This window comes from Arenibacter palladensis (assembly GCF_900129275.1).
Classification (GTDB): Bacteria; Bacteroidota; Bacteroidia; order Flavobacteriales; family Flavobacteriaceae; genus Arenibacter; species Arenibacter palladensis.
Genome location: NZ_FQUX01000001.1, coordinates 998,785 through 1,020,251 on the forward strand (window position 1 = coordinate 998,785; position 21,467 = coordinate 1,020,251).

Sequence of the window (21,467 nt, forward strand, 5' to 3'; positions counted from 1 at the left end):
CAAACTGGCCATTTAGAATCATCCTAAGCATATTTTGATTAGAGCAATAGCACATAATAATGGAACTTAAAGTAGCACTCATACAATCCCCGCTGGCATGGGAAAATCCTACAAAGAATAGGGAACATTTTTCCAAAAAGCTCGACACCTTAAACGGGGAGGTAGACTTGGTAATACTTCCTGAAATGTTTACCACGGCCTTTACCATGACCCCTTGGAATATAGCCAAAGAGGAAGGGGAGGTAACGGTAAAATGGATGCAAAAGGAAGCGGAGAGAAAAAATGTGGCCTTAACCGGAAGTATGGTCTATTTTGAGGATAGGCATTATTATAACCGACTTTGGTTTGTGGAGCCCGATGGAAAATCGAGTTATTATGACAAGCGTCATACCTTCACACTGGCCGGTGAGGACAAGATATATAACAAGGGGGAAAAAAGGATGGTAATCGATTATAAGGGTTTTAGGATTTGTCCACTGATTTGTTATGATCTGCGCTTTCCTGTTTGGGCAAGGAATACAGAGAATTATGATGTACTTATATATGTTGCCAATTGGCCGCAGCCAAGAGTTAATGCTTGGGACGCACTATTAAGAGCACGGGCCATTGAAAATATGGCTTATGTAATAGGAGTAAATAGGATTGGAACGGATAATACCGGACATAATTATTCAGGCCATTCCACTGTAAACGATGTCTTTGGCGAACCAATAGTATTTTCTACAGAGGAAAAGATACTTTATGCCACGTTGGATAAAAGACATATTTCCGAAGCAAGGGAAAAATTAAAGTTTTTGGAAGATAGGGACCATTTTAGTTTGAAAGTGTAAAGGTTTGCTCCAATTCCCAATTGGCCCTTACTTCCAATACACTTGGGTAATAGGTAACTTTTTCCGGCTGAATTCGTTGAAGATAATTTCCCGTATCCCATTTTTGATTACCGTTACTATCAAATATGACCCTTATCAGGTATTTTGCTGGTTTAATATTGGTGAATTCGAAGACTTGATATTCAGAGGCGAAAAGTTCCTTTGCCATAACCCCTTTTTCGTCTGTTAATTGAACTATCAAAGGGTAGGTGACAGCCCCATCCAAGGTAAGTCTTAAGTTCCCGAAATCTGCGTAACTTTTGGTAGTTAGGTTAAGGGATATGGTGTCGTTTTCGGTTTCAAAAAAATCTACTATCGCTCCCGGGAGAAGTTCCAGCGCGTAATTCTCGTTGGGCTCCACTTCAAAATCAAAATCAATTTTGTTGTCTATAGTATCTAGTACTGAATTGAATTTAACCAGGGTTGAATCCTTACGAGCCAAACTTATCTTTGAACTGTCCATATAAGTAATGGGGGTATTGGCACCAATGTAAAAAGGTTTTCCAAACTCAAGGGTTCCTCGTTGGTTAGGCTGTACAACAAGGGTGTCCATACCTACTTTTTTAGTCTTAACGGTAAAGGTATCTATTAGGTTTTCTTTTTCATTGGCAACAGTAAAAACCAGTGAATCCGCTTCAAAGGGGGTAAACCAATAATTTAGGGTATCCTTATCCCGCTCTTTGGTGATTTTGGTTTTTACGGTATCCGGAATGTTGCTCAGGGCATTGATCGATATATCCTTTGCATTGCCCTGATACCCAAAAATAATCTTATTTTTCGCCGCAAAATTGGGAACAGAAACGCTATAGTCGGGTAGTTCCTTAAACATGGTCAATAAATAAATGGAATCCGTTGGGAGGTTTACGGTGTCCTTTATAAAGGCAATTTTATCTACTTTTTGATCAAAAATATTGTTCTTGGCCTCATCTTTTACCCCGAACATGGCATATTTTCCCTCTTTTAGATTCTTTAAATGAAATATGGGTGTACTGTCCAGTGTGTTTGTAATATAATTTGGTGGTTGCCGATATATGGTAGAATCGGTATAGGTGCTATCTATCTCATAAAGCATAATGCTAATAAAAGTGTCTGCATTCTTGTTAAATGCATCCTTGACCACGCCGGAGACCGTTAAGGAATCTATATAATCCCCTGTCGAAAACACATATGTAAAATAACTTAAAGGGTTGCCCTCGTTGTTGTCAATTATACTTTGGCCGAAATTGAAGGTGTAGGTGGTATTCTTTTTGAGTGTGTCCTTAAGGATTACCTCCACATATCTGTTGGCGGAGCCCTGTGGGGATATTAAGGGAGTGTACTTTAAGGGCGGGGAAACAATAAGTTGCTTTTCAATATCCTTGAGCTTAACGTATTCATCAAAATACAATCGGATTTTATTGGTATTGAAGTTTATGGACATGTTTTGAGGCTCTGCCTTTACCAACTTCGGCGGGGTAACATCCTTATCACCTCCTGTGGGCGTACCTCTACGCGCACACTGTACAAGGGCCGAAACGGTTAATAATAGAAACAAAAACCCTAAAATGCGTTGGATCATAACAATAATGAAAATGTTCAACAAAGAAACAACTAATTTGTAGAATTGTAAAATTATGGTACTATAGCCATAGAGGCAACATATATATTAATTCCCTTTGTTGCAGATAAGGCTGTGGCACAGACCTCCATGGTAGCTCCAGTGGTAATGACATCGTCCAATAACAACACATTTTTATCCTGAAATATTTCATGGTCCGTTAAGATATAAAGTGCCTGTTTGTTCTGCCACCTCAGTATTCTGGATTTTTTGGTTTGGGTCTTGGTATTCGCGGTCTTAATAAGAATACCTTCCAGGTATTGGGCCCCAATGTGTTCTGCTATTAATTTGGCAAATAGGGAAACTTGGTTGTAGCCTCTTTTTTTTAATTTTTTTCGGTGCAGGGGAACGGGTACCACATAATCAATGTTGTTGAGAAAGTTGTTTTCTTTCAGTATATGGCCATACCAATTCCCTAGAAACGCGCCTATTTGCTCTTGGTTTTTGTATTTTAGGTAGTGGATTATACTTTTTACAATTCCCTTTTCAGTAAAAAACAGAAAAGAACTGGCTTTAATTATGTTAATTCTTCCATAAAATATACGGTCAACAGGGTTTACGGCGTTAAAAGTATACTCGGTGAGTGGTAATTGATTTCGACAAACGGTACAAACATGTTCTTCTCCTCTATATAATAGAGCATTACATCCAAAACATAGCCTAGGTAGAAGGACCGTGTTGATATCGTTTAGTATATTTGAAATCTTGGAATACACAAATCTTTATTACTATTAACCTACTTAATACGCATGCTTTTAGATGGATACTGAAGATAATAAATTTAATTATAAGATAATACTTGCCGCCTTGGCAGCTATTATACTGGGTATTCTTATTGCCTTCTATTATAGTTATGCACAATCCAAGAGTCGCATAAGTTTTTTGGAGCAAGAAAAAGAATTGCTTGTTAAGGACCTTACCTTGATGAAATCAGATGTAGATAGGCTCTCTGCACTTAATGAGGTAAACGAAATAGAATTACAGGACTCAAAATATAGGGTGCAACAGCTGTTGGATTCCGTAGGACGCTTAAATTTTACTGTAGAGAAATTAAAGGAATACAAAACCGAACTTAGAAAGCTCGAGGCCAAGAATGATAGCCTTAAACTAAAGAACAATTTCCTTAAATACAACAATATGCTCCTTGGGGACAAATATGAGGAAACCAAGAAGATGATAGAGGAACTCAGGGGAAAAAGCAGTTCGTTGGCAGAGGCGGAAGCTTTGCTAAGAAGGAAGAACAAAGAACTTAGTCAGGAACTTAAGACCAAAAGCTATCTAAAATTGGAAAACTCGGAGGGTAGTGGTTTTAGGTTTAGAAGTGGCAAACACATTAAAACCAATAAGGCGAATATCATATCCAAACTAAGGGGATGTGTTACCGTTATGGGCAATCCCAATTCCAAAAATGAGGAACGGGTAATATACTTTCAATTCTTAGGCCCTAATATGGGAGTTATAGAGGATAATGCCAATACAATTTCCGTAAACGGAAATATCTATAGCAAACGTGTAGAACTTGTTTTTATGGGGCAGGAATTTAGTGTATGCGATGCCATATCGGTACCGGAAGGATCTTTGGCGGAAGGAACCTATACCCTAAATGTTTTCGAGAATGAAAAATTATTGGCCACTTCAGAATTTCAATTGAAATAAACCTCTTCATTTTCCGCTAATATTATATTTTTGCCAAATGGTGAAACAAGAAGACGATTTTAAAAAAGTAATCTCGCATGCAAAGGAGTATGGATACGTTTTCCAATCCAGCGAAATTTACGACGGACTAAGTGCCGTATACGACTATGCCCAAAATGGGGCCGAGTTAAAAAAGAATATCCGCGAATATTGGTGGAAGGCCATGGTTCAGTTGAACGACAATATTGTAGGGCTGGATTCCGCAATATTTATGCACCCAACCGTTTGGAAGGCATCTGGACACGTTGATGCTTTTAACGACCCATTGATAGATAACAAAGATTCCAAAAAAAGATATCGCGCAGATGTTTTGGTGGAGGATTATACCGCTAAAATTGAAGCTAAAATAGATAAGGAAGTAGCCAAGGCAGAAAAACGTTTTGGAGATGCTTTTGATAAAAAACAATTTTTGGAAACCAATCCAAGGGTGGTAGGTTATCAGGAACAGATCAATACCATCTTAAAGCGTTTGGGAAAATCCTTGGAGAACGAGGATCTGGTAGACGTAAAAAACTTAATCGAGGAACTGGAAATTGCCTGTCCCTTGTCCGGTTCAAGGAATTGGACGGATGTTAAGCAATTTAATCTAATGTTCGGTACCAAATTGGGAGCCTCTGCCGATAGCGCCATGGATCTGTACCTTAGACCCGAAACAGCACAAGGTATTTTTGTAAACTTCCTTAATGTTCAAAAATCCGGAAGAATGAAGATTCCGTTCGGGATTGCCCAAGTGGGCAAGGCCTTTAGGAACGAGATCGTTGCAAGACAATTCATCTTTCGTCAAAGGGAGTTTGAACAAATGGAAATGCAATTTTTTATTCGCCCCGGTTCCCAAAAGGAATGGTATGAAACCTGGAAGGAAAAAAGGATGGCCTGGCATTTGTCCTTGGGTATGGGCCCCGAGAACTATAGATTTCACGATCACGAAAAATTGGCGCATTACGCAGATGCCGCTGCAGATATAGAATTTAAATTTCCATTTGGATTTAAGGAATTGGAAGGGATTCATTCCAGAACCGATTTTGACTTAGGTAGCCACGAGAAATACTCGGGCAAAAAATTACAATATTTTGATCCTGAACTCAATGAAAGTTATGTTCCCTATGTGGTTGAAACTTCCATAGGTCTGGATCGTATGTTCTTGGCCGTTTTTTCAAACTCCTTGGTAGAAGAGGAGTTGGATAACAACACCACTAGAACCGTTCTTAAATTACCGGCTGTTTTGGCACCTATGAAGGCCGCGGTACTGCCTTTGGTAAAAAAGGATGGTTTACCAGAATTGGCCCAGGAAATCATAGATGACCTTAAGTGGGATTTTAATGTGGTTTATGATGAAAAAGATGCCGTAGGTCGTCGTTATAGAAGACAGGATGCCAATGGGACACCTTTTTGTATTACTGTGGATCACCAGTCTCTAGAAGATAAAACGGTTACCATACGTCATAGGGACACCATGGAACAGCAACGCGTTGCCATTTCAGAGGTAAAGGCAATTATCCATAAGGAAGTAGATATGAAAAGCTGGTTGAAAAGAATGGAATAGCTCAGTAATCTACAAGAAATTAAAGGTCCAATAAATTAAGGTATTGGACCTTTTTTTGTTTTACTAGGTTATTGGGAAATCGGTCAAGTATTATAGTTAATTATCTATAGGAATCAATCTTGGAATATATGTCTAAATTTTTGGTTTAGTTTAACTATTACCTTAATTAGGTAATGGCTACTCTTTTCTATTTTTGAAATGGCTTCCCCTTTTTTACTAATGTTAAACCATTTGTATGAATTTAGCTAAACGATTTATATTGCTGTTTTTTTGTGGAACGAATTTTCTATTGGCACAGAAATCGTTATCCTATAACGACAAGTTATTTGCTACGGCCAAAGTTTGGGGTTTCTTGAAGTATTATCATCCAAACGTAGCCAAGGGTAAATTTGACTGGGATGAGCAATTATTTGAGGTTTTACCACTAATAGAAAAGGCCAAAACTAAAGAAGAGTTTTCAAAAATTTGCATTGATTGGATTGAATCCTTGGGTAAAATCAATAATTGTAGCAAATGCCTAAAGTTATCCAAGCAGGATTATTTCGACAAAAATTTTGATTTATCCTGGATGCGAGATGGTCTTCTGATTTCAAACGAATTGCATGCAAAACTCAAGTTTATTGAAGATAATAGGGCGTTGGGCAAGCAATATTATGTTAGTGTTGGTAAGGGTGCCCAAAATATCAAAATTGAAAATGAGAAAGTTTACGAGGATTTTACCTGGGATAATAGGGATTTAAGAATGCTGACATTGTTTAGGTATTGGAACAACATTGAATATTTCTTTCCATATAAATACCAAATGGAAGAAGATTGGGACGAAGTTCTGAAGGAGATGATACCTAAATTTTTGAATGTTAATTCCGAGTTGGACTATCATTTATCCCTTTTGGAGCTTGTGGTTAAGATTGATGATAGCCATGCTGGCTTTTTTACAGAAATTACCAAAGAATATTTTGGCAAAAAATATATACCGGCTTATTACAAGATAATAGATGATAAGGCGGTAGTATTAGGTTTTTATAACGATTCATTGGCCCTATTGAATGATATTCAAGTTGGAGACGTGTTTACAAAAGTAAATGGCAAAAGTATCTATAGAATAATCAATGATAATGATAAATATATCCATGGGTCCAATCAAGCCACAAAATTAAGAAACAATAATTATTCAATTTTTAATGGTTCAACAGACTCTGTTGAAGTTGAGTATTTTAGAAATAACAAATTGCAGTCAAAAAAAGTTGGTCGGTATTTTTTTGAAGATTTCAATTATAAGAGGCCTGTAAAGGATAAATGGCGTATTCTGGAGAACAATATTGGTTATGTTAATATGGGCTCTCTTGAACGTATGGACGTATCTAGAATGATGGACAGTTTAAAAAATACAAAAGCTATCATTTTTGATATTAGAAATTATCCAAAAAACACTTTGTATTCTATTATATCATATTTGAATTCAGAACCCCAGGAATTTGTAAATTTTACAAAGCCGGTATTAAATTATCCTAGCAGGTATATCTATGAGAAATATATGAAGGTTGGTGGTCCAAAAGGATTGAAATATACCAATAAAGTTGTCTTGTTGGTAAATGAATTTACCCAAAGTCATGGAGAGTTTACAGCTATGTGTCTACAAACGGGCGATCAGGTTATCACTATTGGTAGTCAAACTGCTGGAGCTGACGGCAATGTTAGTAAAATGGAACTACCAGGTGGTTTATCCACTTGGATATCAGGAATAGGGGTGTTTTATCCAGATGGAACAGAAACTCAGCGAAATGGGATAAAATTAAATTATGAGGTGAAACCTACAATTTCGGGAATTTTGGAAGGAAGGGATGAAGTGCTTGAAATGGCAATACAACATATCGAGTCTAATAATTAAATGAGTTATAAGCTATACCCCAACCTCAAGCTTCCATAATAATTTCTATCATTGCCGGGATAGTAGTACCTGGGCTCTGCCCCGCCAAATCCCGTAGTATTTATAAGTACAGATTGGGCATAGTTGCGGTCAAAGATATTGTTGATGCCAAAGGCTATATCCATGGATAGCTTTTTACCCAATTGGTTTTTATAACCCACTTTACTATTTACTACATTAAAGGCATCACTGTAAAGTTCATTAGCGTCCGTTAACGGAATTTCCCCTACATACTGATGGGTGGAATACCAATAAAATTTATTGTTAAGTTGGGCTTGTAGGCCAGAATTCAACCGGTGTTTGGGAACCCCTGTCAATGGATTTCCGGAATAATTGTTATCTCCATCCACAAAGGTTACAAAACTGTGATCGTTATAGGTATAGCTAATAAAAGGGGTTACCCTTAGCTTAGAGGCAATATCCCAATTATATTCCATATCCAATTCCAGACCCTGATGTTGCGTCTTTCCCGCATTCTTGCCAATATATTGATCCTCACCTACCCGTTGTGCCACCAATAAATTTTTTATATCCATTCTGTATAAGGCAAGATTTATGCTTAATTTTCTATCCAACAGAAGTAACTTGGAGCCAATTTCATAGTTCACGCCCGTTTCTTGGGCTATATCAGGGTTAATTACGCCATCCGGAGTAAGGGTTTCCTCCACTGTAGGATTGGAAAAACCTCTGCTTATATTGGCATAGATTGATTTTGTGGTTGAAAAATTATAGTTGAGGTTTAGGCTGGGTAGGACTATGGCATCAAAATCCCTTTCTGCACTCTTATTGTCCGCCCCTTGATTAAATTCGTCCCTGAAGTCGTAATAGGTTTTGTTTACATTTAACCCAATTTGGGTAGAAAAAGACTTCCCAAAAGGGATAAGTAGATTCCCAAAAGCATTGAACTGTCGCCTAAACTCCTTGTTATTGGCAAATTGATCGCCCTGTAAACTTCCTTGTCCGTTGTTATCTTGATATAGATTTTCAAATTCGCTCCATTGGTATTCATCCTTGTATAATTCTGCACCAAAATTATAGTCAATTTTGGAGTTGTTGGTAGCCCAATGGCCAGCGAATTTTGTCCTGAAACCATAACCGTTGGTGTATTCCTCCAAAATTCCAAATGGTCTGGGCTCGTAGTGATCCAAATAGGAATAGAAAATACTAGTGGTATTGCTTAATTTGGCTGAAAAAGCATGATTTAAGGTAAGGCCGGCAAGGCTATATTTGTTATCCTCGTATCCTTTGGCGGATTTCCAGGTAAAGGCGGCCTTGGTGGGGTTTTCCCTAAAATCGGTTTCTCCCAAAGAGCTAGGTATTTGGGCGTTATAATCAACATGGTTAAAAAGAAGGCCAATATTGGTTTTGGGAGTTATTTGGTAATTCAAATCCAGGAGTACACCTTCGCGTTTAAACTTGTTGTTTTCTCTATAGCCATCGGTCTCCAGAAAGCCGTAATGAAAGTTTAGGGCAACTTTATTTTCCTTTAGACTAAATTGTAGATTGTTCTTAACCAAACTGTACGAGCCTACAGTAAAGTTATTCCTGAAATAGGTGGACTCGTTGGTAGGCTGTTTCGAATTCAGTAAAATTGCACCTCCCAAATTGGCACCATAATTAGTAGCTTTTGGGCCCTTGATTACCTCTACCGAACTTAGATTTTCCAAATCGAAAGATTCAATGGTAGAGAAACCCGAACCGTTGGTTATTGGGATATCGTTATAGTATAGGCGCAGTTTATCCGTTCCAAACAATGTTCTTGCACCCACTCCTCTGATGGTGATCCTGTTGGTGTTCAAGGCCCCGGACAATATATAAACTCCGGATATCTGATTGATTGCCGAAACCATATCTACAGGACTGTAGTTCTGAAACACCTTGGTGCCTATAATTTTAGTAGCTATAATGCCATTATCCGTAGCCGATTGTAGGGAATCCAAAAGGATTACCTCGTCCAATTCGGTGATGCTGTCCCTTTGGATGGGTTCCTGGGCAAAGGATACAAATAATGAGGTTAAGGCCAATAGAAAATGGAGGGAGGATTTCATGCATTTAATTTAAGTCTCAAACTTAAGGATTATTATCTAATTTTTTTCCACCAAAATTAAAAGGGACCATGGGTTGGGTACTTTAAAATATGTATGAATATCAACTATTTTACGCTGCCTTTTCGGTTACAAAAAACATTGGCTATTTTTAACCCAATTATGGATAAGTACGCATTAAATTAATTAAAGGCACATGGGCTTTGCTTGGAATTGAAACAAGGTAGGTGCCGCATAAATATTTTTAAATGAAAATTGTTTCTTATAACGTAAATGGAATCAGGGCTGCTGTGAACAAGGGATTTCTGGATTGGTTAAAAACAGTAAATCCGGACGTGGTGTGTTTGCAAGAAATCAAGGCCAATCGGGATCAATTGGATCTGGCAATTTTTGAGGCCTTGGGATATCACTATCATTACTGGTACAGTGCCCAAAAGAAGGGTTATAGTGGAGTGGCCATTCTTGCCAAAATACAACCGGACCATGTGGAGTATGGAACTGGTATAGATTATATGGATTTTGAGGGTCGGAACCTAAGGGCCGATTTTAATGGGGTTTCTGTTATGAGCCTCTATTTGCCCTCGGGCACCAATATTGCCCGCTTGGATCATAAACTACAATATATGGCCGATTTTCAAGACTACGTAGATGATTTAAAAAAGGAGAAGCCAAATCTTATTATTTGCGGGGATTATAACATATGTCATGAGGCAATAGATATTCATGACCCGGTTAGAAATAAAAATGTTTCCGGATTTTTACCTGTGGAAAGGGAGTGGATCGGCAATTTTATGGATAGTGGGTTTATAGATAGCTTCAGGCATTTTAACAAGGAGCCCGATAATTATACATGGTGGAGCTATAGGGCAAACTCCCGTGCCAATAATAAGGGATGGAGATTGGATTATGGATTGGTCAGCAGGCCATTGGAGAGCCGTCTAAAACGTTCCGTCATTTTGTCTCAGGCCGTTCATAGTGACCATTGTCCCATTCTCGTAGAGTTGGAGTAGGGACATAGGCTTAGAACATTTATAATTAATGTTTGTTGAAATTACGAATATTGGTGCTTGGTCTATAGCATAATTAAATTCTAATATTTAATTTTAGATGTCATTATCCATTGAAGGAACTTTGATCGGCAATTGAACAAGGCTAATTTAACTAATAAGAGCGGGCATGAAAATGGTAGGTGTTTCTCGATTGATTTATGCTCTTTGCCTGTCATTACTTTGTTTAGCAATCTTTTTTCAAGGTGTAACTATATTCCCGCCACAGAAACAAAAATCCAAATTAAAGTCATCGGGTAAGGAATTGGCAGAACGGTATTGTCAAATGTGCCATACTTTTCCAGAGCCAGGATTATTGGATAAAAAAACCTGGGAGACGAGTGTTCTGCCCAATATGGGTATGCGCTTGGGCATTAGGACAAATGGAACCGATCCTTTTGAAGACCTTGATCCTATAGATGAAAGTATTGTAAGGAATCTAAATATCTATCCCGATGCTCCATTGATCTTAAAGGAGGATTGGGACAGGATTGTGGAATATTATGTTCAGAATGCCCCGATTAAACTGGAGTCGCAACAAGTATCGGTTAGTCGCGCCAAAGAAAAGGCCCCTTTTAAATCACAATTTATAACCATAGGGGACAACAAGCTTCCAAAAGTGTCATTGCTGAACTTCAACGAGGCCACATCAGAACTTTATATAGGCGACAATAATAATCTTTACGCCCTAAAAAACACGGGTGAAATCAGCAATAGTTGGTTATTGAATAGTCCTGCGTCGCATGTTGAGTTCCAGGATAATTCGGACCCCTTGCTCTTGACCATCGGGCAATTTAGGCCATCCGATCAGGAATTGGGTAGGCTGGCCAATTTAAAAATAAGGGAAAATAGGCAGAGCGCCGCCATAGATATTTCAAAATTGCGAAGACCGGTTTACTTTGCTTTGGGAGATCTAAACGGAGATAATAAAAAGGATGCAGTGGTCTGTAGCTTCGGAAATTATGGTGGCAAATTATCATGGTTTGATAATTTTGAACCCTCCAAGGAACATGTATTAAGTAATTTGCCAGGAACCCGAATGGTGGCTATTAAAGATTTAAATGGGGATCAAAAACCAGATATTGTTGCCTTGATGGCCCAGGCTTACGAGCAAATTTCAATTTATTACAATAAGGGAGAGGGGGAATTTGAACAGGTGAAGGTTCTGGAATTTTCCCCGGTCCATGGCGTTAGTTATTTTGAACTGGTCGATTTTAATAATGACGGATTTGAAGATATTTTGCTTACCAACGGAGACAATTGGGATTATTCCAACGTGGATAAACCATACCAAGGACTTAGACTTTACCTGAACGATGGGCATAATAATTTTAAAGAAGTATTCTTTTATCCCATGTTTGGTTGTAGTAAGGCAGTGGCCAAGGATTTTGATAATGATGGGGATTTGGACATTGTAGGCGTGTCATTTTATGCAGACTTAAAAGACCCTAAGGAAAGTTTCGTCTATTTATCAAACAACGGAGATTTGAAATTTACCGCATCTTTTCATCCGGACGCAGTATATGGTAAATGGTTGACTATGGAAGTGGCCGATTTTAATGGGGATAGGAGGCCAGATGTAATGTTGGGGTCGTTTATGTTTAATTTTAATGAAATGGCCAAGGTGGTGGCTTCTACCGGTATATCTTCATTTCCACAGGTTTTATTGTTGACGCAAGTTGAGTGATATAGCGAGAGTTGGGACTTTTATTTGCTTTAGTAAATATTAATTATTTTTTTTACACTCAAATACACCTGAATGAAGTATACCAATCTCCCCCGTACCGAAATTGAAGTAAGCAAAATATGTCTTGGCACCATGACCTGGGGCAGACAAAATACCGAAGAGGAGGGTCACGAGCAGATGGATTATGCCTTGGAACAGGGAATTAACTTTTTTGATACCGCAGAATTGTATCCTATTCCGGCCACAAAGGAGCGATATGCAGACACTGAAAGAATTATTGGCAATTGGTTTAAAAAGAAAAAGAACCGCGATAAGGTAATTTTGGCGTCCAAGATTGCAGGAAAAGCCGAAATGACCAAGTTCATCAGAACCACCGGAATAAACCGCGATACCATTAAACAGGCCGTTGAGGGAAGCCTTTCACGCTTGCAAACAGACTACTTGGATCTTTATCAGTTGCATTGGCCGGACAGGACAACCAATTATTTTGGAAAAAGAGGGTATAAGCATAGTATCAATGACCATTGGGAGGATAATATCCATCAGATATTGGAAGCCTTAAGAGACCTAGTTAGGGAAGGAAAAGTTAGGCATGTGGGTATTTCCAATGAAACCCCTTGGGGAGCTATGCGGTACTTGGAAGAAAGCAAGGTGCATCCCAGTTTGCCAAGAATGATTAGCATACAGAATCCATATAGTCTTTTAAATAGGCTTTTTGAAGTGGGATTGGCAGAAATTGCACATCGCGAAGATTTAGGCTTGTTGGCTTATTCCCCTCTGGGTTTTGGTACTTTAAGCGGTAAGTATCTGGGTGGTAGAAAACCTGAGAATTCCAGGATTGCCCTTTTTCCGAATTACAATAGGTACAGTAGTGATACGGCCGTTAAGGCAACCCAAAAATATTATGATCTGGCACAGGCAAATGGTTTGTCATTGGCACAAATGGCACTGGCTTTTGTAAATTCAAGACCATTTTTAACGTCCAATATAATTGGTGCCACCACTATGGATCAGCTCAAGGAAAATATAGGGAGTATAGAGGTGCAATTGAGCGAAGAGGTACTTAAGGGTATTGAGACGATACATAATGAAATTCCTAATCCAGCTCCTTGAGGATATGATAGCGATGAATTTTTTAAAAGTTGGTTTTTGGCAACTCGGCTTAATTGTAGTGGTTGTGGTACTGATGATGGTTCTGGCAAGGATGTTTAATTCAAAAAAATAGCGAACAAATAATAAGGCGTTAGGAGAATAGACTATTGGCCACATCTTCGATCTTGGAGGCCAGTTGTATTCGTATTTGGGTGTTTTTTAGGGTTATCTTGTTGTTTTTGGAAACGTAGATGGTGCTAAAACCCAATTTTTCAGCTTCCAAAATTCGCTGATCTATACGTTGTACCGGCCTTATTTCGCCAGCAAGACCTACCTCGGCAGCAAAACACACCCCTTTTTCTATGGGAATGTCCTCGTTACTGGAGAGGATGGCCGCAATAACGGCAAGGTCAATGGCGGGGTCGTCCACCGATATTCCCCCGGTAATATTGAGAAAAACATCCTTTGCCGCTAACTTAAATCCGGCCCTTTTTTCCAGAACTGCCAAAAGCATGTTTAATCGCTTTGCATTGTAACCGGTGGTGGAACGCTGTGGCGTGCCATATACCGCCGTGCTTACCAAGGCTTGTATTTCTATCATTAAAGGGCGCATACCCTCTACGGTAGACGCAATGGATGTGCCGCTTAATCCTTCATCATTCTTGGATATTAGAATCTCGGACGGATTGTTGACCTCCCTTAGACCGCTTCCCTGCATTTCGTATATTCCCAATTCCGAAGTAGATCCAAAACGGTTTTTTAGGGACCTTAGGATGCGATATACGTAATTTCTATCTCCCTCAAACTGCAATACGGTATCTACCATATGCTCCAATATTTTGGGTCCTGCAATGGTACCGTCTTTGGTGATGTGGCCAATGAGGATAACTGGAGTGTTGGTTTCCTTGGCAAATTTTATTAGTTCTGCCGTGCATTCCCTTATCTGGGAGATACTACCTGCCGTAGACTCAATGTAATCTGTATGAAGGGTTTGTATGGAATCTATGACCACAATATCGGGCTCAGTGGCTTCGATCTGTTGAAAGATATTCTGTGTTTTGGTCTCGGTAAGGATAAAACAAGTTTCGCTATTGGGGTGAATGCGATCGGCACGCATTTTAATTTGCTTTTGACTTTCTTCTCCGGAAACATATAAAGTTTTATAGGGAAGTTTAAGGGCTATCTGTAGTAACAGGGTACTTTTTCCAACCCCCGGCTCCCCACCCAGCAGAGTTAGGGATCCAGGGACCAATCCACCACCTAGGACCCTATTGAACTCCAAGTCGAAAGTATTGAGTCTTATTTCCTTATCGATGCTTATTTCATTGACCCGTAATGGTTTTGCAATTTTTTTTGAGGGTTGGGAGGAACTTTTCCAGGATACTTTTTCCTCTTTCTGAATCACCTCTTCCACAATGGTGTTCCATTGCTTACAAGCTCCACATTGTCCTACCCACTTGGCATATTGCGTTCCACAATGCTGACAAAAAAAAGCAGTTTTTGTTTTGGCCATTATTTAAATTATGGTTTGCGCTAAGGTAGTAAGAAGTTTGAAAAGGAGGTAGGGTTTTATACACTTAGGATAAAATGAAACCAAGTGCATTTAAGTTTAATGGCTAAGGACAATACCTATTTCCCAACAAGATTGATTAATGGTTAGGAAGGTAACATCAATTGTAGTGCTACCAACCTCAGGGTTGAAGGATTTCTTAATTATCCTTAAGTATTTATTCAAAGGCTATTTTAGTATCCAAAATCTGCTTTGAGGGCATCAATTTTTTCCAAGGCCATTTCTTTGGTAAGAAAATCAATTTCTTCCATGCCAAAGGCCTTTTCAAAAGTTCTAAGGGCCTTTTTTGGTTCGCCCAGTTGCTCGTAATATTCGGCTTCAAAATAAAAACCCAACATCGTATTGGGATACTCTCTTTTACAAAGATCGGATAAGGGTTTTAGGGATTCAAAATCTTCCTTTTTTCTAGAGGCGGCATAAATGGCCATTATGTCGTTTAGACTGGTTGTTTTTTTAAAGCCAAAAAGATTTTCTATAGAAGCCTGTTTGTCGGCCAAATAATCAAAGACAGGTCCAACCTGGGTTAAAATCTTTTCTTTGTACTCCTTTGGACTTATGGGTTTGAACATTCCGAAGATATTGTCGAAGGCTTTCCCAATGCCGTAGGTGGCAACAGAAATATGGTCGGCGTTCTCGTATTTATCAAAGAAATAGTGCAAATTATCACTATCCATTGCTTTTAAGTTTTGGTCCAATGTCAAGACCCTATTGCTATTTTCACTTTTTTCGCCCTCCAAGATCAATTGGTAGAATATTTTCTTTTTCATCACCGATAATCTGGCAGGTACCCTTGTTTCCATTTCTGGAGCCAAATAAGGTGAAATACTTATATAGGCATTGAAAAGGGAATCGTCCTTAAAGAGGTAAAAATTTCCAAAATTAGCAGTGATATCGTATCCCACGAACATTTTAAAAGGGGCCGTACTGAATTTGGTTTCCAAATAGGGAATAAGTTCCATTCCTAAAAACTCGAAGAACAGTTTGCCTTTTTCATTGGGCAGGCCACTATCGGGCTCAAAGGCACAATCCTGATTCCTTAGGTTATTTTTGGATTGATGTACGCCAACTACTATAGCTTCCGGCATACCGTGGAAGTTACTATAAAATTTTGCATTGGCCACCACTTGATCGAATAGATATTCCCCATCGAGGACAACAATGACCGGATATTTTTTTTCTGCGGTATAGGTTTCGGGGAAGTAGTATTGAACATCCCTACGCTCCTGTAATTTAAAGGATTCGAATATTTCTTGGGTTACCTGAGCATTGCTGCCAACACAGACCAACAAGGCCAATAGAGTAAAAAAACGTTGCATAGAACAGTATTTGGGCAATAGAAGACTATTTGTTTCTGTTCCATAACGGTAAAATCAGAAAAGATATTGCGCCAAAAACTACTATCATTAAAGTTTGTGAAATCCACATAATCCATCCAAAGGCATCACCGGAAACCTTGCTAATACCAAAAATTGCCAAGGCGCTACTAACTGCAATGGGATAAATGCCTATGCCGCCATTGGTAGCGGACATGGCAAAGGCTCCTGCCACAAAGCCTACCAATAGCTGACTAACACTTAGGTCCACGGTTTCCAGAACCGTATATTTTATTACCCAAAACATAGCTATATAGGCTAGCCAAATAAATAAGGTGTGAAAAACAAAACCCCATTTATTCTTCATTCTAAAAATGCTGAGGATGCCCTCCAAAAGGCCTCGCAAAAATGTTTTTAGTTTAAGGGCAAATTTTGATTTTGATTTTTTTACCACGTACATCCCCAAGGAAAGGACTAAAATTCCGGTAGCAAGAAGTACCAACAGCAAAACTAGATTAAAACCTTTTTGTTGTAGGAAGCCCCATATAATGTCGGTTTGAAGGAAGAGTGCAATAGCAACAATCAGGAATAGCATAACCAAATCGATGACCCTTTCGGTAACGATGGTTCCAAAGCCTTTTTGGAAGGGAACATGCTCGTAGGTGGCCAAGGCGGTAGCCCTTAATATTTCTCCGGATCTTGGTATACCCAAGTTGGTAAAATAGGCTGTTAATATGATCAATATATTGTTGAAAAGCTTTGGCCTATAACCTAATGGCTGCAAAAGGTAATTCCATCTTACAGCGCGGGAAAGGTGTGTAAGGATTCCCAGGAAAACGGATACCCCTACCCAAAAAAGGTCTGCATTTTTTATGTAATGTATAATTTCCGACCTATCCTCTTCGGAAGTGGAATAATAAGAATACCACACTAAAAAAACTCCCAGCAGGATGGGGAGAATTGTTTTTAACGTATTCTTTATGGAAGACTTCAAAACTAGGTCAAAAGATTGGTTTCCTCATTGGGGAAAACCAAGGATGGATTGAATTTCTTGGCCAGTTCAATATCCATGGTAGCGTAGGTTATTAGAATTAAAACATCGCCAACGGCTACCTTTCTTGCGGCAGCGCCATTTAAGGTTACCTCCCCACTGCCTCTGGCTCCGGGAATGGCATAGGTTTCCAGCCTTTCACCATTGTCGTTGTTGACAATCTGAACTTTTTCACCTCTAATAATATTGGCCGCGTCCATTAAATCTTCATCAATGGTAATACTGCCTATATAGTTGAGGTCAGCACCCGTCACTTTTACGCGGTGTATTTTAGATTTTACTACTTCTATTTGCATGGGACAAAGTTAATCATTTATGCCAATTAGATTTCCAAATTAATTATGGTCGGCATTGTGGAATTGGTTTTCAACCTTAAAGGGCAATGTTGTCTATAAGCCTAACATCTCCCGCATAAACGGCGATAAAGGCCCTATATTTTACCTTTCTGTTTTTTCTTTTAACCGGTTTCAATTGGTCTGTATCTGCAATTTTAACATATTCCAGGTTTAGTTTTGGATGGGCATTGAATTGCTTTTTAACCCAATCCACTACAAAATTAGCACTTTTCGTGCCAAATTTTTGTTTGGCAGCTTTTAGGGTTTTGTAAATAAAACCAGCTTCTTGTCTTAATTCGGTGTCCAATCGCTCGTTTCTGGAGCTCATGGCCAGTCCGTTGGCTTCCCTTACTATAGGACAGCCTATAATTTCTACGGGCAAATTGGTGTTTTCTACCAGTTTTTTGATGATTTGGAGTTGTTGAAAATCCTTTTCCCCAAAATAAGCCCTGGTTGGTGATATAATGCGTAATAGCTTTTCAACAATAGTTCCTACACCGTCAAAATGTCCTTTTCTAAATTCACCTTCCATAACATTCTCCAAACCCTCAAAATCGTAAGTTTTGGAGGTAATTTCTCCAGAATATATTTCGGAGGCGGATGGGGCAAAAACCACTATGTCATTGGAAACTGCTTGTAATAGGTTCAAATCGGCTTCCAAAGTGCTCGGGTACTTGTCCAGATCTTCCTTGTTGTTGAATTGTGTGGGGTTTACAAAAATGCTTACGAAGGTTAGCTCATTTTCTTCAACCGATTTTTTGACCAGGGATATATGTCCCATATGCAATGCCCCCATGGTTGGTACCAAACCAATCGATTTGGTTTTTTTATGGGAGTCTAAATAAGACTTAAGTTCCTTTTTAGTGCTAATTAACTGCATTCGATTTACTTAAAAGAGAGCAAACTTACTATAATTACTGCTAATCTGCATAATTTTTGTAATTTTGCACTTTCTCTTACTCTATTAATAAAATATTGCTTTTATGAATGGCAAAAAGATATTGTTTGTATCTTCAGAATTAGTACCCTATCTTCCAGAGAACGAAGTTTCCTTAATGTCTTACGAAACCCCAAGAATGGTCAATAGTAACGGTGGCCAGATAAGGATTTTTATGCCAAGGTTTGGGAATATCAATGAGCGTAGGCATCAATTGCACGAGGTAATTAGATTATCCGGGATGAATTTGGTGATTAATGATATGGATATGCCATTGATCATAAAAGTGGCCTCTATACCTAGGGAACGTATTCAGGTTTATTTCATTGATAATGATGAATACTTTAAAAGAAAGGCAACTTTCACGGACGAGGATGGGAAATTATTTCCGGATAATGACGAAAGGGCTATATTTTTTGCCAAGGGTGTTGTAGAGACGGTCAAGAAATTAAATTGGTCCCCAGATATTATACATGTGCATGGTTGGATGGCATCTTTGCTTCCGCTCTATCTTAAGAAATTCTATGCCGACGAGCCTTTATTTTCCGAGAGTAAGATCATCATGTCCGTTTATGGGCAAGGATTTGATGGTACTTTGGATAAGGACCTTATTAAAAAGATTGCCTTCGATGGTGTTCCTGAAGATAGTATAAAAGCGCTTGAGGAGCCCAATTATAATAATTTGTTAAAAGTTGCTGTGGATTATGCCGATGCTGTTATTTTAGCGGCAGAAGATATTCCGGCCGACTTGGAAGACTACATATCCAAGCTCGAAAAACCTGTTTTGCCATTTGTTCCTTTACAGGAGTTTGAGGAAGCTTACGTGAATTTTTATAACACCAAAGTTTTAAAATAATCTAAATGAATTTATTGAACAGATTAAAATTGCCTACTGTGGTAGGTATATTGCTTGTTGTGGTCTTGGGGTCCTGTGAGGAGGATTTGACTACCGTGGGTAGTGGTGTAGTAGGTGGAGAACCATTTACGGCTGGCAAGGCGGTTTACGATGTGTTTGCCTACAATAAAAAGATTGAAGCGGTAAGGACCAATAAATTACCGGTCTATCAAATAGGGAATTATACAGATCCAATATATGGGAAAACTGAGGCCAGTATAACCACTCAGGTGCAGTTGTCCATTGCCAACCCGAGTTTTGGAAATTATTCCGCATCGGTGGAGGAAACTGCCGATACAGATTCCAGTACCCTTACCATAAAAGAAAATGAGACGGTGGAAGAGGTTATTCTTTTCATACCTTTTTTAACAAATCCAAAAGGAGATCTGGATCTTGATGGTGTGGCCGATGTCTATGATGCCGATCCTGAGGATGCCAATAGCGATAGTGATGGGGATACCTTAACGGATATTCAGGAAAAATCGCTTGGTACCGATCCCTTAAATCCAGATACGGACGGCGATGGTATCAATGATAGTTTGGATGACGATACTGCAGTGAACAGATTTCCTGTAAAATATGACCTGGATAGTATTTTTGATGCCAATGGGAATATTCCTGAATCATTTAATTTTAAAGTAGAGAGGTCAACTTATTTCTTGAGGGATTTGGATCCCAACACCAATTTTCAGGAAGCACAACAGTATTATTCATCCCAACAGTTTTCACCGACCTTTGTATCGGACCTATTGTTCGAGGGACCTGTAGAGGTAAAGAACGTGGAAGAATTGATCTTTCAGGAAGACGATCCCGAAACCGAGGATGTGGACGAATCGGAGGAAGCACCAACTAGGATTGCACCAGGAATTAGGGTATCCTTGAATGCTGCATTTTTCCAAGAAAATATTTTAAATAAGGAAGGTTCTTCCGAGTTGCTTAGTCAGGCGAATTTTGCCGAATTTTTCAGAGGTGTCCATTTGTCAATTCCGGACGATGTATTAGTGTTGTTGGATATTACACGGGGGAATATTACCATAAAGTATAAATATGACAGTGTAACCAGCTCTGTGGACGACACCATTATTGAAAGTGAGAAGGAATTTGTGCTAAACTTTATAAGGCGAGATACTAGTACTGGAACTGTAATTGGGAATGCCGTAAATACTTATATCAATGAAGCTTATCCCACTGAAATTGCAAATGGATTGGATAATGGGGAAAATGCCTCTAAGATCTATTTAAAAGGGGGGGCGGGAAGTTTTGCCCAAATTAAACTTTTCGACGAAATAAATGGAGATGAGATCATCAACCAGATCAAGGGCAAGAACTGGATCATAAATGAAGCCAATTTGGTGTTTTATGTAGATCGAAATACTTTGGATGCCGCGGGCAATGTTATTGAGCCTTCAAAGTTGTACTTGTACAAGGACAATACCAATGGTCCGGTATACAATCAATTTTTGGAATCAGAAGAGGATTACAATGCTGGGAATTTTACGAACTATGATGGAGCTCTAAACAAGGTAAGCGGTAAAGGACAGACCTATAAAATTAAGATTACCAATTACATCAACGACCTAATAGTGAGGGATTCTACCAATACAACACTTAATTTGGCATTGACTTCAGACATAAGGATTTCATCCACCGGAAAGGCTATGTTGGCCAATGATACGGAGGGAGAAGTGCCAGTGATGTCTTCTGTAAACCCCTTTGGGACTGTCCTTTATGGTAGTGATAATCTACCGAGCGGGCAGGAAGGGAAAAAATTAAAACTCGAAATTTTCTATACCAAAGCAAATTAAAAGCCAGAAAAATACCACTTATAGTATTTTTACGTTAATTAACTAAAAGATAAAAGGTTT

At 38.9% G+C, this 21,467-nt stretch carries 17 protein-coding genes; 9 read left to right on the plus strand and 8 right to left on the minus strand.

Going from position 1 to position 21,467, the window contains the following annotated elements; all coding sequences use genetic code 11:
• Positions 1-59: 59 nt before the first annotated feature.
• A complete protein-coding gene (locus BUA60_RS03955; protein WP_072860401.1) occupies positions 60-830 on the plus strand; it encodes an amidohydrolase in 771 nt (256 codons plus the stop codon).
• Here the strand turns inward: BUA60_RS03955 and BUA60_RS03960 are convergent.
• Both BUA60_RS03960 and BUA60_RS03965 read right to left on the minus strand, forming a co-directional pair.
• Positions 814-2,451 carry an Ig-like domain-containing domain gene (locus BUA60_RS03960; protein ID WP_317043178.1) on the minus strand — a complete coding sequence of 546 codons (1,638 nt, stop codon included), beginning with the start codon at positions 2,449-2,451 and terminating at the stop codon, positions 814-816. The genes BUA60_RS03955 and BUA60_RS03960 overlap by 17 nt on opposite strands.
• A 29-nt stretch (positions 2,452-2,480) precedes the next feature.
• Positions 2,481-3,182, minus strand: coding sequence for a ComF family protein (locus BUA60_RS03965; protein WP_072860403.1), 702 nt, complete (start codon positions 3,180-3,182; stop codon positions 2,481-2,483).
• Positions 3,183-3,225: 43 nt separating this feature from the next.
• On the opposite strand from BUA60_RS03965, the gene BUA60_RS03970 reads away from it, so the two are divergent.
• From BUA60_RS03970 to BUA60_RS03980, 3 genes are all read left to right on the plus strand, one after another.
• Entirely contained in the window at positions 3,226-4,122 is an 897-nt protein-coding gene (locus tag BUA60_RS03970; protein ID WP_072860404.1) for a coiled-coil domain-containing protein, read from the plus strand.
• A gap of 37 nt (positions 4,123-4,159) precedes the next feature.
• Positions 4,160-5,704: a glycine--tRNA ligase gene (locus BUA60_RS03975; protein ID WP_072860405.1), complete on the plus strand. Its 1,545-nt coding sequence runs from the start codon at positions 4,160-4,162 to the stop codon at positions 5,702-5,704.
• A gap of 235 nt (positions 5,705-5,939) precedes the next feature.
• Positions 5,940-7,592 (plus strand): S41 family peptidase, encoded by a 1,653-nt coding sequence (locus BUA60_RS03980; RefSeq protein ID WP_072860406.1) that lies wholly within the window; start codon positions 5,940-5,942, stop codon positions 7,590-7,592.
• Positions 7,593-7,597: 5 nt separating this feature from the next.
• Here BUA60_RS03980 and BUA60_RS03985 read toward each other — a convergent pair whose 3' ends face one another.
• Positions 7,598-9,679: a TonB-dependent receptor family protein gene (locus BUA60_RS03985; RefSeq protein ID WP_072860407.1), complete on the minus strand. Its 2,082-nt coding sequence runs from the start codon at positions 9,677-9,679 to the stop codon at positions 7,598-7,600.
• 245 nt (positions 9,680-9,924) lie between these two features.
• Here BUA60_RS03985 and BUA60_RS03990 point away from each other — a divergent pair, with 245 nt between their 5' ends.
• The 3 genes from BUA60_RS03990 to BUA60_RS04000 all read left to right on the plus strand — a co-directional run bounded on the left by BUA60_RS03990 (position 9,925) and on the right by BUA60_RS04000 (position 13,522).
• A complete protein-coding gene (locus BUA60_RS03990; RefSeq protein ID WP_072860408.1) occupies positions 9,925-10,686 on the plus strand; it encodes an exodeoxyribonuclease III in 762 nt (253 codons plus the stop codon).
• Between the two features lie 166 nt (positions 10,687-10,852).
• Entirely contained in the window at positions 10,853-12,409 is a 1,557-nt protein-coding gene (locus tag BUA60_RS03995; RefSeq protein WP_245802490.1) for an FG-GAP repeat domain-containing protein, read from the plus strand.
• A gap of 72 nt (positions 12,410-12,481) precedes the next feature.
• Positions 12,482-13,522, plus strand: coding sequence for an NADP(H)-dependent aldo-keto reductase (locus BUA60_RS04000; RefSeq protein ID WP_072860409.1), 1,041 nt, complete (start codon positions 12,482-12,484; stop codon positions 13,520-13,522).
• A gap of 130 nt (positions 13,523-13,652) precedes the next feature.
• Here BUA60_RS04000 and radA read toward each other — a convergent pair whose 3' ends face one another.
• The 5 genes from radA to panC form a co-directional block, all read right to left on the minus strand.
• The gene (gene radA, locus BUA60_RS04005) at positions 13,653-15,014 is read right to left on the minus strand and encodes a DNA repair protein RadA (RefSeq protein ID WP_072860410.1); all 1,362 of its coding nucleotides are present in this window, start codon (positions 15,012-15,014) and stop codon (positions 13,653-13,655) included.
• Positions 15,015-15,244: 230 nt separating this feature from the next.
• Positions 15,245-16,387, minus strand: a complete 1,143-nt coding sequence (locus tag BUA60_RS04010) for an alpha/beta hydrolase (protein WP_072860411.1) — start codon at positions 16,385-16,387, stop codon at positions 15,245-15,247.
• Between the two features lie 25 nt (positions 16,388-16,412).
• The gene (locus BUA60_RS04015; protein ID WP_072860412.1) at positions 16,413-17,378 is read right to left on the minus strand and encodes a lysylphosphatidylglycerol synthase transmembrane domain-containing protein; all 966 of its coding nucleotides are present in this window, start codon (positions 17,376-17,378) and stop codon (positions 16,413-16,415) included.
• Between the two features lie 2 nt (positions 17,379-17,380).
• The gene (panD, locus tag BUA60_RS04020; protein ID WP_072860413.1) at positions 17,381-17,731 is read right to left on the minus strand and encodes an aspartate 1-decarboxylase; all 351 of its coding nucleotides are present in this window, start codon (positions 17,729-17,731) and stop codon (positions 17,381-17,383) included.
• A gap of 76 nt (positions 17,732-17,807) precedes the next feature.
• Positions 17,808-18,650: a pantoate--beta-alanine ligase gene (gene panC, locus BUA60_RS04025; RefSeq protein WP_072860414.1), complete on the minus strand. Its 843-nt coding sequence runs from the start codon at positions 18,648-18,650 to the stop codon at positions 17,808-17,810.
• Between the two features lie 103 nt (positions 18,651-18,753).
• Here panC and BUA60_RS04030 point away from each other — a divergent pair, with 103 nt between their 5' ends.
• A complete protein-coding gene (locus tag BUA60_RS04030) occupies positions 18,754-19,563 on the plus strand; it encodes a glycogen/starch synthase (protein ID WP_072860415.1) in 810 nt (269 codons plus the stop codon).
• Between the two features lie 5 nt (positions 19,564-19,568).
• Positions 19,569-21,407, plus strand: a complete 1,839-nt coding sequence (locus BUA60_RS04035; RefSeq protein ID WP_072860416.1) for a DUF4270 domain-containing protein — start codon at positions 19,569-19,571, stop codon at positions 21,405-21,407.
• Positions 21,408-21,467 lie beyond the last annotated feature (60 nt).

What these genes read in the sequence shown, in the direction of transcription:
- BUA60_RS03955 (WP_072860401.1), top strand. Translation starts at nt 60, where the DNA reads ATGGAACTTAAAGTAGCACTCATACAATCCCCGCTGGCATGGGAAAAT.
- BUA60_RS03970 (WP_072860404.1), top strand. Translation starts at nt 3,226, where the DNA reads ATGGATACTGAAGATAATAAATTTAATTATAAGATAATACTTGCCGCC.
- BUA60_RS03975 (WP_072860405.1), top strand. Translation starts at nt 4,160, where the DNA reads ATGGTGAAACAAGAAGACGATTTTAAAAAAGTAATCTCGCATGCAAAG.
- BUA60_RS03980 (WP_072860406.1), top strand. Translation starts at nt 5,940, where the DNA reads ATGAATTTAGCTAAACGATTTATATTGCTGTTTTTTTGTGGAACGAAT.
- BUA60_RS03985 (WP_072860407.1), bottom strand. Translation starts at nt 9,679, where the DNA reads ATGAAATCCTCCCTCCATTTTCTATTGGCCTTAACCTCATTATTTGTA.
- BUA60_RS03990 (WP_072860408.1), top strand. Translation starts at nt 9,925, where the DNA reads ATGAAAATTGTTTCTTATAACGTAAATGGAATCAGGGCTGCTGTGAAC.
- BUA60_RS03995 (WP_245802490.1), top strand. Translation starts at nt 10,853, where the DNA reads ATGAAAATGGTAGGTGTTTCTCGATTGATTTATGCTCTTTGCCTGTCA.
- BUA60_RS04000 (WP_072860409.1), top strand. Translation starts at nt 12,482, where the DNA reads ATGAAGTATACCAATCTCCCCCGTACCGAAATTGAAGTAAGCAAAATA.
- radA (WP_072860410.1), bottom strand. Translation starts at nt 15,014, where the DNA reads ATGGCCAAAACAAAAACTGCTTTTTTTTGTCAGCATTGTGGAACGCAA.
- BUA60_RS04010 (WP_072860411.1), bottom strand. Translation starts at nt 16,387, where the DNA reads ATGCAACGTTTTTTTACTCTATTGGCCTTGTTGGTCTGTGTTGGCAGC.
- panD (WP_072860413.1), bottom strand. Translation starts at nt 17,731, where the DNA reads ATGCAAATAGAAGTAGTAAAATCTAAAATACACCGCGTAAAAGTGACG.
- panC (WP_072860414.1), bottom strand. Translation starts at nt 18,650, where the DNA reads ATGCAGTTAATTAGCACTAAAAAGGAACTTAAGTCTTATTTAGACTCC.
- BUA60_RS04030 (WP_072860415.1), top strand. Translation starts at nt 18,754, where the DNA reads ATGAATGGCAAAAAGATATTGTTTGTATCTTCAGAATTAGTACCCTAT.
- BUA60_RS04035 (WP_072860416.1), top strand. Translation starts at nt 19,569, where the DNA reads ATGAATTTATTGAACAGATTAAAATTGCCTACTGTGGTAGGTATATTG.